The following is a 15508-nucleotide window of genomic DNA, read 5'->3' as shown; positions in this document are numbered from 1 at the left end:
TTCGCCCTTCTCGTTAGCCGCTGTTGCTGGCCCAGAAGGCTTCCAACTGGGCCTGGGTGCCGTTGAACTGGTCGCGGTCGCAGCGGCCTATGCCGGGCACCTGGTGGGGCTCGGGGCCGTAGGCGCCGTCCGTGTATTGCCAGAGGGTCCAGCTTTCCCAGGCCTTGGGGATAAGGGGCGCCTGGCTGTACTGGGCCAGCCAGAGCCAGCATTTTGATAGCACCGTCTGGTCAGGGCTGGTGATGCCGGCCTGGGCCAGGGCTTCCTTGATGCTGTGGCCGGAATAGAACCCCGGGTAGCGCCCCGTCACCGCCTGGATATGGCTGACGAAGTGCTCCGCTTCCTCCAGGCTCATGTCCCGGCCCTGGGGGTTGCCCTCGAAGTCCAGCACCAGCAGGCTGTCCTTGCCTGCCACGGCCAACAAGGATTCGGCCTGGGCTATGGGGTCGCCGGCGGTGCCGAAGTGGTAAGCCCCCACTTTCAGGCCGGCCGCCAAGGCCATCTCGCGGTGTTCGCGAAAGGTGGGATCCTGGTAGGTCGCACCCTGGGTGGCCTTGTGGATGATGGCGAAGATCCCCGCATCCTTGGCGGCCTGGAAGCTGGAAATGCTGTTGTGGTGGGAAAGGTCGATGATGGCGTTGAGCATGGTTGCTTCTCCTTGCTTGGCCCGCGAAGGGCTCCTGCGTATGGCCTTAGGTGCCTGGCGTCAGGCCGGCTCGTGGCAGACGGCCTCGATATTGTGGCCGTCCGGGTCCAGCACGAAGGCGCCGTAGTAGTCAGGGTGGTAGTGGGGCCGAGGCCCTGGGGCGCCGTTGTCGGTGCCGCCGGCGTCAAGGGCGGCCCGGTGGAAGGCGTCCACCTGGGCCCTGTTGGCGGCGCGGATGGCGACATGGATGGGCGGCCTGTTGGGGGTACCCTGGCTTATCCAGAAGTCCGGTTTGGGGGGCTCACCGAAGCCCGCCACATCGGTGCTGCCGGTGACGGCCTTGGGCAGGCTCATCAGCAGGCTGTAACCGAGGGGGGCCAGGGCGGCCTGGTAGAAGGCTTTGCTTTTTTCGAAGTCACTGACGGTAACGCCGGTATGGTCGATCATGGCATGGCTCCTTTGCCTGGGTTGTGGTGCTCAGAGGGAGAGGCTGATGTCGTCAATCTTCCAGCCATCTTCCCTGACCAGCCGCACCTTCTGGGTTTCGGGCACCGCGGTGGGATTACCGCAGACATCCTGCTGATTGTAGGTAAGGTTAGCGACGTCGCCGTCCTGCTGCTGCGACACCAGGGTGATCTTCTTGCACTTGGCGACGGCGTGGGAAAAGTCCAGGTAGAAGGCGATGGCCTGGGCCTTGGTCTTGTGGCTCTGGGCCATGAAGGCCTCGAGGTGGGCGGCCATCTCCTGGCGCTTGCGCGCCGAATAATAGGCGGCGTCTTCTTCCAGGGAAGCCATGCCGGCGATCACCTTCTGGTTGTAACCGCGGTAGAAATCGTCGGGACTCTCTTGCTGTTGGCAGGCCGTGGCGGCCAGCGCCAGGAACAGCAGGGCCAGGTAACGCATGGGGTCTCCTTAGGGGATCAGGGCGCCGGTGGCTGCTCCCAGCAGTCAGGGTTCCTTTCCAGGCCGATGTGGGGATAGTAGTCCCTGGCGGCCGGCGCCGCTATCAGGGTCAGCCAGCAATGGGGGCCGAGCTGTGCCTTGGTGTGGTGGATAAGGGCCTTGCCGATGCCGCCCTTCTGGTAGCGGCTGTCCACCGCCAGTTCGGACAGGTAACAGGCGTAATGGAAGTCGGTCACCGAGCGGGCCAGGCCCACCAGGAGATCGCCGTCCCAGGCGGTGACGCAGAGGTTGCCGTGCCGGACCATGGCCTCCATGCAGGCCCTGTCTTCCAAGGGGCGGCGTTCCCCCAGGGTCGAGCGGTTCAGTATGTCGATGAAGTCTTCGGTGCTGATGGGATCATTGACCCTGTATTGAATCACCACTATGTCCTTTTAAAAAACAGCCGCTTGGCTTCAAGCTCCCTATCTTAAGGCCAAGGCGGCGCCCCTTGGAATGCCCTTCAGGCCTCGAACAACCGGTAGCCGCTCTTGCCGCTTTTCTTTATCTGGTACATGGCGGCGTCGGCTCTGTCCATCAGCTGCTGCAGCTGGTCGCCGTGCTGGGGATAGAGGCTGATCCCTATGCTGGCTCCCAGTTGGTAGGCCTTGCCGCCCACCAGGACAGGGGCCGAAAGCTGCTTGAGCAGCTTGTCTGCCACCTTGTGGATCTGGGGTTCGCTGTCGAGCTGGGTGGCGAGCACCACGAACTCGTCGCCGCCGATGCGGGCGCAGATGTCGGTGCTGCGGCAATGCTCGAGCAGCCGCTTGGCCACCTCCTTTAGCACGGCGTCCCCCACCTTGTGGCCGGCGTTGTCGTTGATGGGTTTGAAGTTGTCGAGATCGATATAGAGCACCGCCAGGAACTGGTGGGGGCGGGTGGCCAGCAGCAGCGCCTGGTCGAACAGCAGCGTCATGTAGCGCTGGTTGTTGAGGCCGGTCAGGGGGTCGTGGTAGGCCATATCCAGGGCCTTCTGCTCGGCGTCCAGCAGCCGCTTTTCGAAGCGTTGCAGTATCAGGGCCAGCAGCGTCAGGTACAGGAGCAGGTTCAGGGCGGACCCGGCCAGGAAGCCCCAGGTCCCCCAGGCGGTGTCGAAGCGCAGCAGGGGGTAGCTGAGCCAGTGCAGGCCAAGGAGGCCGCTGAACAGGGCGGTGAACAGCAGCATGGGGCCCGCCAAGAAATGGCGCTGCCTGACGCTGAACCAGGCCAGGAGAAAGAGCGCATAGGCGTGGAAGGCGCCCACCCCCAGGGCCTGTTCCTGGGGGGCAAGGCCAAGGAGCCGGGCCAGGACCAGCCACAGCAGGGCCAGCAGCACAGGCCAGCGGATCAGCGGCAGTTGCCTGTCCAGGCCGAAGCACTTCAGGGCGCCGGTCACCAGGAACAGCTTTTCCAGCATCGTCAGGGCGCCGTAGGCGGCCTCGGCCAACTGGGGGCTGGCAAGGCTTGGCAGTAACAGCAGGGAAAGCCTGGAGAGCAGGGCGCTGAAGATGGCGGCCGACCACCAGCCTGGGCCGGCTGGCGTCCGCGGCACCCGGCTCAGCCAGAGGAAGAGCAGGGAAAAGACGAAATAGACGGTCGAGCCGATGAGCTGGACCTGGTCGAACGGCTGCATGGCAAGCCCTTCATGCAAGGGGACCCTGCATTCCAGGCCCCGCCACTTCCCTGTCCGTGATTGATCCCGACTCTCTTATATGGCACCGGGATCGCCCAGGCGCAAAGGGCTGGGCTACTGGGATTGCCGGTAGAGGGTGGTCACTTCGCCTTCGTCACTCTTGAAGACGAAAGTCTTGTCGTTGATGTCGATAAGGGTATCGCAGATGCGGCTGCCGACCGGCACCAAGGCAGGAGCCGAGGTCTTGGTGACGGTGACACAGCTGAGAGTGCCGAACTTTTCCTTTATTTCGTACCGTCCTTCTATCTCGTAACTGAACTCGGAATTCGGCACCGTACCCCAGGATTTGGTGCTGCCGTCGGCAAGGTATTGGTCGTAGCCCCAGAAGGTTTTTCCGCCGTCTTCGGAGTTGCCCCAGATGCCGACCAGCTTGCTGATATCGAGGGACGCCGCCATGGCCGGCAGGCTAAAGGCAAGGAGCAGGGGGATAAGGGCGATGGGGCGTTCCATCAGGCCACCCCGACGCAGCGCGCTGCCTGGCGCTGCTCGGCAAAGGCAGCCAGTACCTCCCTGGCGAAGGGCACCCAGCCTTCGGCGCTGAAGGCGATGTCCCGCACCTTGAACACCTCGTCCATGGCTTCTTCGACGCCAAGGCCTTCGAAGGCCATCAGGCTGGCGGCCAGCACCAGGCCCGTCCTGTCCTTACCCGACCGGCAGTGGACCAGCACTGGGCCGGCCTCGAACTGGCTTTCGATAAAGGCCAGCGCCTGGGGCAGGTTCGCCAGGCACTGCGCCTTGTCACCGGGGCGGATGGGGGCGTTGGGCGACATGGGGATATTGGCGTAGGCCATGCCGAGGGCCTCAATCTGGCTGCCGTGGACCATCTCGCCGTCATTGACGCTGAGGATGGCGGCGAAGCCGGCTTCCTTGAACTGCGGCAGCTCCCAGGGGTCGAGGTTGGGCCCGGAGCGGCCGGCGAGCCGGGCTTCCCTTAGCCAGAAAATCTTTTGCATGGGTCATCCTTATGCGACAGGGCGCTCAGCTGTTGGCCAGCCAGGCCGCGCCCACGAAACAGAGCAGGGAGATAAGGATGCCGAAGAAGGGCACCCTGAACCAGTACTGCTTGGCCAGGTAGAGGTAAGCGGCGCTTAGCACCACCGGCAGCAGGGAAAACCAGAGGGAGCCGGCGATCAGGGCAAAGTGGCCCGCCGCCAGGGGGATATAGACGGCCGCCAGCAGCATGGCGCCCAGGCTGTGGCTGGCGTTGAAGCCGATCCAGGCCCGCCAGATGCTGGTTTCCTTGGTCAGGCGTGGCGAGGTGCTTTTCATGGCGTCGGCCACGGCCCTGTCATAGGGGCTGAACTTCTCGGTGAAAAAGGTGTAGAGCAGGTGGATAGTCCCCAGGATGCCGAAGATGGCGGCGCCGGCGATCAGCAGTATTTGGGCCATGCAGTGTCATTCCTTTGATGCCTTGGTGGTAGAGGATTGGGCCAGTGCCATGCACAGGTCAAGGGGCCTGTTCAACAGAGCTGGCCCTTTCCCCGGTCAGGCCATGCCCGGCAGCTTGATGAAAGCCAGCACACCGGCCATGGCCATCTGGGTGCCGATGACGGCCAGGATCAAGCCCATCAGCCGGGTCACCATACCCAGGCCGCTCTGGCCGATCAGGGCCAGGATCCTGGCGCTGAAGATAAAGCAGATGAAGGTGATAAGACAGAGCAGGGCGAAGACCGACAGTGTCACTACGATGCCGGTCAGGCCGCCCGAGGCCGAGTAGTTCATGGCCGTGGCTATGGTGCCGGGGCCGGCCAACAGGGGCACGGCCAAGGGGGAGACGGCCACGTCCGTTTCCTCGCTGCTGCCGGCGCTGTGCAGCTTGGAGCCGCTGCCGTTGAGCATGTGGTAGCCGATCAGGAACACCAGTATGCCGCCGGTGATGCGCAGCGCCGGCAACGTGATGCCGAACAGCTGGAAGATGGCCTTGCCCAGCAGGGAAAACGCCAGGATCACGGCGAAGGTGATCAGCAGTGCCTTGGCGGCGATGCGGTACTGGTCTTTCTTGTCCCTGTCTCCCACCAGGCCGGCAAAGGCGGCCGTATTGGCGACGGGGTTCATGATGGCGAAGAAGCCGAGGAAGACGGTGACCAGTTGCGTGTAGAACGAATGCATGGAGAACTCCGTTGTGGGCAGAGGCGTATCGGTGCCAAGCCCTCTGTTTGGGCAAGGGCGGCCTAGAGGTAGGTGCCGACAAAATCCTTTGCCGGCACGGGTTTACCCAGCAGATACCCTTGGACATAAGAGACCCCCAAGGCCTTCAGGGTCTGTAATTCGGCGTCGGTTTCCACCCCCTCGGCAACGGTCGTCGCCTTGACGGCCGTTGCCAGGCGGCAAATGGCCTCGACGATGTTCTGGTTGACGGCCGACTGGTCGATGTCGCGGATGAAGGCCATGTCGATTTTGACGACGTCCGGGGCCATGGCCTGCATGTAGGACAGGGTCGAATGGCCGGTGCCGAAGTCGTCCAGGGCGACTTTAAAGCCAAGGGTTTTGATTTTATTTATGTTTTTAACAAATAAAGCCAGCTTGTCGGTGGAGGCGGTCTCGGTGATTTCGAAGGTGACCTGGCCGCGCTTGAGGGGGAGCGAGTCCGAGTAGGAGTGGATGTCGTCGAAGAGTCCGGGTTCGTTGAAGTCCTTGACCGACAGGTTGATGGACAGGGCGAAACCAGGCGGCAGGGCGTCGTCGTACCGCACCAGCCAGTCGAAGGAGCGCTTGATGACCTGCCTGGTGATCTGGGAAATGATGTTGGCGTCTTCGGCCAGGGGAATGAAGACGTCGGGGCTCACAAAGCCGAGATCGGGGCTGAACCAGCGGACCAGGACCTCACCTCCCAACAACTGCCCCTCGAAGCCGTATTGAGGTTGTATGTGCAAAGCCAGTTCTTCGGCTTCGATGGCCTGGTACAAGCGGCGCGCCAGGGCCGCGGACGAACCATGCACCGCCGGTGTGGATGACGAGGCGAAGGCGATCTTGTTCCCGGCCTTGGTGCCGTCGATCAAGGCCGTATCCGCCAAGCGGTGGGCGTCCTCCAGGTCGAAGAGCACCTTGGTTGAAGGATCGTAGAGGCGGGCTATGCCGGCTTGGATGCTGACATGGGTTTCGATACCGGCGATGGAGAGCGGAGATTCCAGCGTGTTCTGCAGCTTGGTTAAGAAGTCCGCCTTCAGGTTGCCTTGTGCCAGTATCGCAACCTCCCCGCCTGGGAAGCCGACCATGGTCGCGTATTCGGACGGGGTGATAGGCAGCCGGATGCAAGCCGGGTGGAGGCTGAGGGCGTCACGGGCCCTTCTCATCAATTGTCGGTAAGCCTCTTTGGAAACGGACATGCCAAAGATGGACGCGATGCGATCCAATTCACCGATGCGGAGCAGCACCAGCCAACAGTCGACATTGCGTCGGCGAAGGTGGTCACCGAGATCCTCTTTATAGAGGTCTACCAGGTAATCGAAGGTGGGCACGCCCGTGCTGCCGTCCCGGTAGGCCCTGATGGTGCTGCGCAAGGAGCGATAAAGGCTGACGTCGCCTATGCCTATCGACAGTATCGACAGCACCAGCACCATGGACAGGCCGTAGGCATTGAGGGTGAAGCCACCCGCCTCAATCAGCCCCATGTAGGCCGAGGTGTTGATGAAAGAGCCGATGCAGATGATCACCCAGCAGGCGAGGAACAGCTTGGCCGGCCTGCTGTTGTGCTTTATGCCCTCCAGACACACCCAGACAATGGTCACCGTTGACAGCAGGAAGCTGAATACGAAGGGATAGAAGGCCGCCCTTTCGGACAGGAAAAAGGTCGACGCCATGACCAGGGTGTTGATGGCCAGACTGCTGGCGAAGGGCTTTTTGACCTGGGGCAAGCGGTGTTGGCAATCCAGGTACACCCAGCAGATCAGCTGGATCATCACGACGCCGACCATGTTGATCTGGGGAATACGGGTGACCAGCGCCAAGTGCACCCCAAAGGGCACTGTGCCCCGGGTGAGTCCCGTCATTACGGAGACGGCCAGCAGCACGTAGAGGAAGTAGGCGATATACATGATCGCCCGCCGGTCGCGGTTGATTGACCCCAAGGCTGTGGTGTAGGCGGCCAGCAGTAGCAGCGCCGATATCAGCATCCCCAAGGTGAAGTAGCGGAACTTGACATGCCTTTCCATGGCTTGGTCGTCGGCAAGTACCAGGGGAATGGCGCCAGGGCCCGGTGTCTGCTTGCGTAGCAGCAGATAATAGTCGTTGCCGCCGCTGACCTCGAAAGTAAAAGTGGGCAACTGCAACGAGCTGGCGGTGCCCGGGTTGGTTACCCCCAAGGCTTGCGATCTTACCAGGTTGCCGTTGCGGAAAAGCCCGACCTCGAGGTGCTGCACTATGTTTGACAGCATCATCAGGTGCAGTTGCCTAAGGCGGCTCGCGGGCAGCTGGTTTGTCAGGTCCAGGCGGTAGAGATAGCTGTTGGTGCTAGGCAGGAGGGAAGGCCGGTACCGGTCCAGGGAAAAGGGGGCGCTGTTGCCGTCGCTGACGATGGCTGTCGGCAGCGGACCTAGGGGGATGTCCAGGGGAGAGGTGTCGATCACGACACTGGTGGCGTCCTGTGCGGCGCTCACCGCCGAGAAAAAGAGCAGGAGCAGTAATGGGAAAAGTCTCTTCAGCATTGCTATCAGCCAGTTGAAAATCCTTGAGCTCTTTCAGGGATAGCGAGGGAAAGGATATCTTTATGAATTTCTTGGAAGTTTTGGAAGTATAGATGATGTGACCCTGGCAGAGGCTTTTTTGGGGGCCCTTGTTGTCCGAAAAAATGTAAGCGGTAGCCTTTCATCACAGGCTGTGCCGGTAAGGGCGGGGGGCTGTGAAAGGCGTCAGGCTCCGGTATTGGACAGCCCCTGATGCTTTGCCCAACCGGCGGCTTGCCTGGGCGGAAGGCTAAGCCCCAGGTTGACTTAGCTCGGCACCTGGACGTGCTTGCCTCGCCAATAGAGGGGCAGGCCCGCGGCCAGCAGCAAAAGGCCATAGAGGTCGTCCTTCCAGCCGGCGCCGACGATGGCAACGACGGAAAAGGCCAGGGCTGCGGTGGCGATGGCTGCGGCTCCCCAGTGGCGCCGGCCTTTGGCCGCATCCTGACGCTGCAAGACCAGCTCGGCAACGGCCGAGGCCGCGTAGGGCAGCAGCGTGGTCAGGGTTGAGAGCACTATCAGCATCCGGTAGACGGCGACCAGGCCCTGGGTATGGTTCATCACGATCAGCACCGAGCCCACCATGGCGCTGATCAGCAGCGCATAGGCGGGGGCCTGGTGCTGGTTCAGCCTGGCGAAGCGCGCCGGGAAGAGGCCCTCCAGGGCTATGGCCCTCGGCATCACGCCGGCCACCAAGATGGTGGCATTGAGGGCGCCGGTGATGGAGATGAGGGCCCCCAGGGCAACCAGATCGGCTCCCCAAGGGCCGAACAGCAAGGAGGCCGCGTCTGCGAAGGGAGAACTGGAGCCCGCCAGTCTTGAAGGCGGGATCAGGGCCATCAGGCCATAGGTGGCCAGCAGGTAGACGAGGGTGACGGTCAGGGTGCCGGCCAGCAGTGCCCTGGGGATGTTCTTCTTCGGCGCTATGGTGTCGTCGGCGGGAATGGTGGCCACCTCGAAGCCGAGGAAGGGCCACATGGTCAGCAGCGCCAGGGTGGATATGAGTGCCGGCCAGGATTGGTTGCCGGGGTTCTGTGCCGGTACGGCGCCGGCATCCCCCAGCAGCAGGCCAGAGCCCGTGATGAGGAAGAGCGGCAGCAGCTTGAGCAGGGTGGTGACCAGTTGGAAGATCCCTGCCGAGCGGACCCCGGCCAGGTTGATGCTGGTCAGCAGCCAGATGATGGCCAGGGCCGAAGCCGCCCCCAACATGGGGTCCTGGGCCAGCCTGGGCACGAAGACGGCGAGGTAGCCCACGGCCGCCACCGCCATGGCCGGTATGGCCGTGCAGATGGCGATCCAATAACCCCAGGCCACCAGGAAGCCCGGCAGCTCGCCAAGGGCCGAGCGGGTGTAGGCGTAGGGCCCGCCGACGGCGGGAATGCGCCTGGCCAGGGAGCCCAGGGTCAGGGCGATCAGCAGGGTGCCGGTCCCGGAGACCGCCAGCCCCAGCAGGCTGAGGCTGCCGTAAGGGGCCAACACCGAGGGCAGCAGGAAGATCCCCGTCCCTATCATGCTGCCGACCACCAATGCCCAGAGCCGCCAGAACCCGAGAGACGCCGCCATCACAGCCGCCCTTTGCCGATGAGCCTCTGCTCAGGTTAGTCCCCTGGGCCTGGGCTGTCCTTGAGCGGCCTGGTGAAAACCACGGAGGCAGAGCGGCCTAGCGGACGGGCTCCTGGGCTTTCCTGCCGCCTGGCCTGTAGCGGTCCATGACGGCGTCGAGCATCTCGTTGGTGATCTTGGGGTTGGCCTGCTGCAGGCAGGGAAGCAGCACCGCCTTGTTGGCGTGGACCCTGGCCATGGACTCGGGCCTGGCGCCGCCCGGGGTGGGGTTCACCTTGGCAAAGCAGCCGACAAATTGCGCCACTGAAACCCCCAGATCCCGGCTTATCGCTGCCACGGGGCGCTTGGGATCGTTCTTCAGGATGGGGGGCTGGCCGGCATGGGCCGTCGCAACCAAGCTGAGGCCGGCAATAAGGCAAAGTGAGCGGATTGTCATCTAAAGCACCTGCTGTTCAAAGGGATCTGGTACGCCGCCGAGGCGGGCCTAACCAGCATAGGCGGCCTCGAAACCCAGGGTCAACGCCAGGCTCAAGGCGACAAAAGCCAGGTTGCAGGCCATACGCAGCGCCCAGGGGCGGCCGCCGTAGGTCAGGTTGAACTGTTTTGCCGCCAGCACGCCGGCGCCCATCAGCACAAACCAGGGAGTGAAGAAACAGGTCAGCCGCCACTTCACCAGTGTCACCGCCAGGTCGTGCAGGGCGCCGCTGACGGCGAAGGTCAGCAGGATGGCCGACCACATCGGCAGCCACTTGCCGAGCGGCTTCATCACATGGCGGGACAGGTAGTAGCCCCAGATGGGGTTCCAGTAGTGCCAGAAGGCGGGGAAGGACGCGGCGCCCAGGGAGCGCCTGAGCATGTTCCTCATGGAACCCGGGGCGCCAAGGGGCAAGCCGTTGCGGCGTTTGACATAGTCGGACAGGGAAAGGGTGTCAGGCATGCCGGCCTTGTCAGGTGAGGAGCTTGATGCCTACAGGGATACCCTTTATGGCGCCCCAGGTCCAGGGCGCCTTTTGGTGCCGCCCCGCCGTCAGCCCAGCAACTGGGGGTTCAATTGCCACAGCGAAAAGGTCAGCGCCGAGGCGAAAGCCACCCACAGCAGGTAGGGCAGCAGCAGCGCACCCGCCAGGGGGCGCCGTTTCCAGAAAGCGACCAGGGTCGCCAGGATCAGCAGCCACAGCGCCAGCACCTCGACGAAGGACCAAAGGCCCTGGTGCCAGGAGAAGAACAGCCAGCTCCACAGGGCGTTGAGGCCAAGCTGCACCATGAACAAGGCGAGGGCAGGCTTGGGGCTGCGCGCCTCTGACCGCCATACCAGCCAGGCAGCGACGCCCATCAGGGCGTAGAGCACTGTCCAAACCGGGCCGAACAACCAGGGGGGCGGCGCCCAGCCCGGCTGGGTCAGTTGGCCGTAAAAGGCTTTGGCCTCTATGGACGCGAGGGCGCCGATGGCCGAAGCGGCAAAGCTCGCCAGCAGCCAACAGACCAGCCCCAGGAGCTGCTTTTGTTTTGTCATGGGCGGCATCCAATACTCCCTTCTTTACCGGTGACAGGCGCTGAACATGGCCGGCCACGCGTGGTTTCAGTTGGTCAGGCTTACGCCTGGGACCTGCCGGTGGATCTTGCCGATGGTGGTGAGATCTTATTGGGACTTGCCCCGTCATCCCTAAAGACCAGTAGCCATTTCAAGAACTGGGCCTAGGCTTAGGGAATGCCCAATCTGGACAGGGCAACCGGATATGGCTCCCCACAAAAGGGGGCTGTCCCTTTCACAAACCGGAGGTGAAAACCATGTCTACGTCCACGTTCGTCAATTTTTATAAAAGCCAGGAATACGAGGGTGAGCTGCACCGCTACACAGGGCCCCAGGCCCAAAGCAGCCCCAGCATCAGTGGCGTCAGCTCAGTGGAAACCGGCTCCGAGACCTGGCTTATCGTCTACCAGGGCAAGAACTTCGATGGCGATGCCATGCAGCTGGGCCCCAATACCAGGATTTACGATTTGACCAAGGTCCACACCAACCGCGACGGTGGTGACTGGAACAACCAGATCTCCAGTTTCGTGATGTACGACCACAAGCCCAGCTTCTGGGCCAGCGGCGCCACCCGCCCCGAGCTGGATCTGCAAGACGGCGAAATCATCTTCGCCGAGAACGCCGATTTCGAGGGTGACTGCAAGATCTACCACGGCACCAACTACGCCAGGGATCTGAACAACTGCCCCTACGGCACCAACGGCACCAGCCGTGACTTGAAGAACAACATCAGCTCCCTGGCCACCGGTAGCAATGCCTGGCTGGAGGTCTACGACGCTACCGACTACCAGGGCAACGTGCTCAAGGTGCACCCCAGCACCGAATACCGCGATCTCAGCAGCGCAAAAAGGGGGAGCATCGGTAACTGGAGTAACCAGCTCCAGAGCTTTCGCTGCATCTATTCGACCAGTGAACCGGCATCCTGGTCCATGGGGCTGGACGAGTCCCGCTTCAAATCCCTCTATCCCGACAACTACAGCGACAACACCTTGAACGGCAATGCCATAGGTTATCGCACCCAGGACGCCCAGTACCGCATCTACGACCCGGTAGTGGACTATCCCGATGTGGACACCATGGCAGCGACCATCCAGATAGACCACATCATCAGCGCCTCCACCGACGACCATACCAAGCTGGTGCTGACCTACAACACCCACCGTGAGCTTATCCAGGTGAGCCAGGACTGGCAGGCCGGCTCGGCCTATCAGGTGCCCTCCTGGGTCATAAAGACGGTGGACGTCGGCGCCGAAGTGCTGGGGGCCGTGGGCGCCCTGGAAACCGCCGGTATTTCGGAGGCGGCGGCCAACGAGTTCGTCGAGACCTTCGACGCCGCCTGCAAGACCTTCAACAAGGTCTGCCAGGTCATCGCGAACTTGAGCGAAAGCGACGGCGGCCGTTTCTACATGATACCTGTGGCCTGCCACACCATAGTGCGGGCCAGCCTGGCGGTGTCGAGCAGCGAGCCCGGCGGTGGCACCCCCATCAACTTCGACCACCAGGCCGTTGCCCGCATGCTGGGGGGCAACTGGCTGCAGTGGCAGGGCACAACAGGGGCGCTCAACCAGAGGGTGGAGTATCGCCAAGGCGACTACGACTACCGGACCTGGTACCAGGAGCTGTCGGTGATGCGCCAGAACGCAGGCATGCTGGTCACCTGCAAGGTGGATTTCGAAAGGGGCAGCTTTGATGACCACATCATCCTGATGGTGGGCTTCATGGCCACGGCCTCTGGCCCGCGCGCCGTCTTTGCCCAGGCCTCCATCCAGTTCCACGTCACCGACGACAGCGACTTCAGCAACATCCTCGGCGAGCCCATCTACAGCACCGCCGCTGCCCCCATCAGCGACCTGGGCCAGGCCGTGGCCGATTCCCTGGCCAGCCAACTGGCGGGGATGGACTTTGGCAGCAACGACAACAACCAGGCCAGGGCCACCCTGCCCAATATCGCCAAGCTCAACGTCAATACCATCATCGAAGCCACCAGCAACGGCTAGCCGATGTGGGCAGTCCAAATACCAAGGCGGCCTGTGGCCGCCTTTTTGGGAAGCGACCGCTAAAGCTGGCCATGGCCAGGCTCTCAGGAGCGGGTTTTGTCATGGACTGCATCCAACACTCCCTTCGTTGAGGGGGGCGGCCCGCCACCCAGGCTTTTACATATCCTGGATGAACCGAGGGCCGCGTTTGAGGCCATCTCGTGCCCCTTTTAGCGGCTGGATCTTGCTAATGCCCAGCCAATCCCTGCATCCAGAACTGGCTGAGCTGCTCGGCAGAGATCGTCGGAGCGGAAGAGGGGGGCTTCGTATCCGCCGTTGATGACCCAGCAAAAATCATCTTGGCCACCTGCCTGCCACTGGCCTGGGCCGCGGTGGTCTTGGCGATCCGTTGCCGGTAAAAACCGGCCAAAACGTCCTCCAATTCACCGCCCGTCTTTAACAAGCGGACAAGATGCCAGGCATCCTCCAACGCCTGGCATGCCCCCTGGCCCGACGTCGGCAAAGGTGCGTGGGCCGCATCACCGAGGAGCAAGACATTACCTTTATGCCAGTAGGGGAGGGGGTCCAGGTCGTGAACGAAGATGCGGTTGAGTGACCTCTCCTCATAGCCCTCCAGAACCTCCTGTACCTTGCCTGGCCAGTGTTGAAAACGCCGGTGCAGCTCTTCATACCAGCCAGGCAAGGGCCGCTCTTTGTCCACTGCTGTAGTCCAGGCCGCCGCCCAGAAACACAGACCCGCCTTAATGGGCACTATGCCAAAGCGCTCGCCCTGGCCGCGAAAATCCATGATGGCGTCGTCCAAAGCGCCTGGTTGCAGCTGGCTGATACCTATGATGTTGATAAAGCCGTGGTAGCGAGGATAGGGGGCATCGTTGTACAGGGACTGACGTACGGCCGAGTTCATGCGTCCGTCCGCCCCTACCACCAGGTCAAACTCTTGCTTTAAGTCGTCGATGTCCTGCGGCGTGACGGCACATCCGAAGCGCATTTCCACGCCTAAAGGCACCAGCGCAGCGGCCAATATGCCCATCAGATCGCGGCGCAACAGGGTCACGCTGGGGAAGCCGCTCAGCTCGTTGACCCTTTCAATGTCGAATTCGCCTTGCAGGGCGCCATGCCGGTCAAACTGGCGCATAAAGCCGGGCGTGCCGCCGACCGCTTTTACCTGCTGTGCCAATCCCATCTGCTGCAATACAAAGACGGCGTTAGGCCACAAGGTTACGCCCGCCCCTATGGTGGAGACGCCCTCATCGCGCTCATAGAGGCTTACCCGATAGCCTTGCTTCGCCGCCAGTATTGCCAGCGCCATCCCCGCTACGCCTGCGCCAATGATGGCAATGCGGCCGCTGTTGTTCATCTGTCCCTGCCTCTGAGTGAAGTTCGGCTGGGATAGTCACAAAACCATTAATCGGGATAAAGATGCTAGCATTGCGTTGTTAATCCTATTCGGCGGGATAATGGGTGATAGATAAGATCGAACTGCAGTGGCTGCTCAGCTTCCAGGCCGTTTATGAACAGCTGAGCTTCAAGAAGGCGGCAGAGCGATTGTCATTGCCTAGCTCCAACGTCAGCCGCCATGTGGCCTTATTGGAGCAACAGCTTAATTTGCGACTGCTGGAGCGCACCACCCGCAAGATGATCCCGACGGCGGCGGGCAAGCAGCTTTATCTGTCCCTGGCGCCATTGACGCAAGCCCTGGATGACGCCCTGGAAGAAGCCTCCCAGCACGGCGACAGCCTGTCAGGCCACCTCAAGCTCATCATGCCGGATATCCCCTTCCTGGCCGAGGTGGCCGCCGACTTTTGCCTGCGGCATCCGCAGATCCAGCTGAGCTGCGATACCCAGCTCAACCCCACTGAAGGCTTGCTGGAAGGCTTTGATCTTATCCTGCGTTTTGCCCGTGGGTCCCTGGACGATTCCGGCTGGGTTGCCAAGGAAGTGATGCGTTGGCCAAGTGCCGTAGTGGCAGCACCGCAGCTCCTTGACCAGGTTCCCTTGCCGCGCTCCTTGGAGGAACTGAGCAAAGGCCCCTGCATCACCAGCCTGACCGCCTTGCAAGGCATGCCCTGGCGGTTCAAAGAGGGGCACAGCATCCAGGTGCAGTCTGGCTTTAAGGTCAACAGTGGGAACATGGCCAAGGCCGCGGCACTGAAAGGGCTTGGCTTTGCCATCTTGCCCACTCATGCCTGCCAGGCTGAGCTAGACAAGGGCACCCTGGTGCAAATCGACCTCGAGTACGAGCCTGAGGATCTCGTACTCCATGCCTTTTATTCCGGCCGTAAATACCCCCTTGAGAAGGTCAGGGCATTCTTGGCGCATCTCATGGATATGTATCGTGAAGAACTAAAAAGGGGAGCTTAGGCTTCCTTAGCGCCGTGTTTGGTGTCAAATGGTGGCGCAGGTACCCAGCAAGGGAGCCAACAGCAGGTAAAGAGGAAGTTTCATGGCGAGAAGTCCTTTTCTGTTCAAGTGAGGCATCCTCTGAGAAGGCCGCGATGA

The 15508-nt window shown here is 62.0% G+C and carries 17 protein-coding genes; 2 read left to right on the top strand and 15 right to left on the bottom strand.

Going from position 1 to position 15508, the window contains the following annotated elements; translation table 11 throughout:
* Window positions 1-13: 13 nt before the first annotated feature.
* The 14 genes from PVT67_RS11225 to PVT67_RS11160 form a co-directional block, all read right to left on the bottom strand.
* On the bottom strand, window positions 14-646 hold the full coding sequence (locus PVT67_RS11225; RefSeq protein ID WP_301493716.1) for a glycoside hydrolase family 25 protein: 633 nt from the start codon (window positions 644-646) through the stop codon (window positions 14-16).
* Between the two features lie 60 nt (window positions 647-706).
* A complete protein-coding gene (locus PVT67_RS11220) occupies window positions 707-1093 on the bottom strand; it encodes a VOC family protein (RefSeq protein WP_301493715.1) in 387 nt (128 codons plus the stop codon).
* 30 nt (window positions 1094-1123) lie between these two features.
* Window positions 1124-1549 (bottom strand): hypothetical protein, encoded by a 426-nt coding sequence (locus PVT67_RS11215; RefSeq protein WP_301493714.1) that lies wholly within the window; start codon window positions 1547-1549, stop codon window positions 1124-1126.
* A 17-nt stretch (window positions 1550-1566) separates the two neighbouring features.
* Window positions 1567-1968, bottom strand: coding sequence for a GNAT family N-acetyltransferase (locus tag PVT67_RS11210; RefSeq protein WP_336407731.1), 402 nt, complete (start codon window positions 1966-1968; stop codon window positions 1567-1569).
* 80 nt (window positions 1969-2048) lie between these two features.
* Complete coding sequence (locus tag PVT67_RS11205) at window positions 2049-3197, bottom strand: GGDEF domain-containing protein (protein ID WP_301493712.1); 1149 nt, start codon at window positions 3195-3197, stop codon at window positions 2049-2051.
* 114 nt (window positions 3198-3311) lie between these two features.
* Window positions 3312-3707, bottom strand: a complete 396-nt coding sequence (locus tag PVT67_RS11200) for a hypothetical protein (protein ID WP_301493711.1) — start codon at window positions 3705-3707, stop codon at window positions 3312-3314.
* Entirely contained in the window at window positions 3707-4210 is a 504-nt protein-coding gene (locus PVT67_RS11195; protein WP_301493710.1) for a protein-tyrosine phosphatase family protein, read from the bottom strand. The genes PVT67_RS11200 and PVT67_RS11195 overlap by 1 nt, the downstream gene beginning before the upstream one ends.
* Before the next feature lie 25 nt (window positions 4211-4235).
* On the bottom strand, window positions 4236-4646 hold the full coding sequence (locus PVT67_RS11190) for an LIC_13387 family protein (protein ID WP_301493709.1): 411 nt from the start codon (window positions 4644-4646) through the stop codon (window positions 4236-4238).
* Between the two features lie 96 nt (window positions 4647-4742).
* Window positions 4743-5366 carry a MarC family protein gene (locus tag PVT67_RS11185; RefSeq protein WP_301493708.1) on the bottom strand — a complete coding sequence of 208 codons (624 nt, stop codon included), beginning with the start codon at window positions 5364-5366 and terminating at the stop codon, window positions 4743-4745.
* A gap of 62 nt (window positions 5367-5428) precedes the next feature.
* Window positions 5429-7900, bottom strand: a complete 2472-nt coding sequence (locus tag PVT67_RS11180; protein WP_301493707.1) for an EAL domain-containing protein — start codon at window positions 7898-7900, stop codon at window positions 5429-5431.
* 285 nt (window positions 7901-8185) lie between these two features.
* Window positions 8186-9481, bottom strand: a complete 1296-nt coding sequence (locus PVT67_RS11175; RefSeq protein WP_301493706.1) for an APC family permease — start codon at window positions 9479-9481, stop codon at window positions 8186-8188.
* Between the two features lie 97 nt (window positions 9482-9578).
* On the bottom strand, window positions 9579-9917 hold the full coding sequence (locus PVT67_RS11170; protein ID WP_301493705.1) for a hypothetical protein: 339 nt from the start codon (window positions 9915-9917) through the stop codon (window positions 9579-9581).
* 48 nt (window positions 9918-9965) lie between these two features.
* Window positions 9966-10418: an MBOAT family O-acyltransferase gene (locus tag PVT67_RS11165; RefSeq protein ID WP_301493704.1), complete on the bottom strand. Its 453-nt coding sequence runs from the start codon at window positions 10416-10418 to the stop codon at window positions 9966-9968.
* Between the two features lie 90 nt (window positions 10419-10508).
* A complete protein-coding gene (locus PVT67_RS11160; RefSeq protein ID WP_336407730.1) occupies window positions 10509-10994 on the bottom strand; it encodes a TspO/MBR family protein in 486 nt (161 codons plus the stop codon).
* A 275-nt stretch (window positions 10995-11269) separates the two neighbouring features.
* Here PVT67_RS11160 and PVT67_RS11155 point away from each other — a divergent pair, with 275 nt between their 5' ends.
* Window positions 11270-13009: a hypothetical protein gene (locus PVT67_RS11155; protein WP_301493702.1), complete on the top strand. Its 1740-nt coding sequence runs from the start codon at window positions 11270-11272 to the stop codon at window positions 13007-13009.
* Between the two features lie 226 nt (window positions 13010-13235).
* Here PVT67_RS11155 and PVT67_RS11150 read toward each other — a convergent pair whose 3' ends face one another.
* Window positions 13236-14366, bottom strand: a complete 1131-nt coding sequence (locus PVT67_RS11150; RefSeq protein ID WP_301493701.1) for an FAD-dependent monooxygenase — start codon at window positions 14364-14366, stop codon at window positions 13236-13238.
* 104 nt (window positions 14367-14470) lie between these two features.
* On the opposite strand from PVT67_RS11150, the gene PVT67_RS11145 reads away from it, so the two are divergent.
* The gene (locus PVT67_RS11145) at window positions 14471-15370 is read left to right on the top strand and encodes a LysR family transcriptional regulator (RefSeq protein WP_301493700.1); all 900 of its coding nucleotides are present in this window, start codon (window positions 14471-14473) and stop codon (window positions 15368-15370) included.
* The last annotated feature ends 138 nt before the right edge of the window (window positions 15371-15508 follow it).

Origin of the sequence: Gallaecimonas kandeliae (assembly GCF_030450055.1) — a bacterium.
In the GTDB taxonomy this organism is placed as follows: Bacteria; Pseudomonadota; Gammaproteobacteria; order Enterobacterales; family Gallaecimonadaceae; genus Gallaecimonas; species Gallaecimonas kandeliae.
This window is presented reverse-complemented; position numbering and strand designations above follow the sequence as displayed.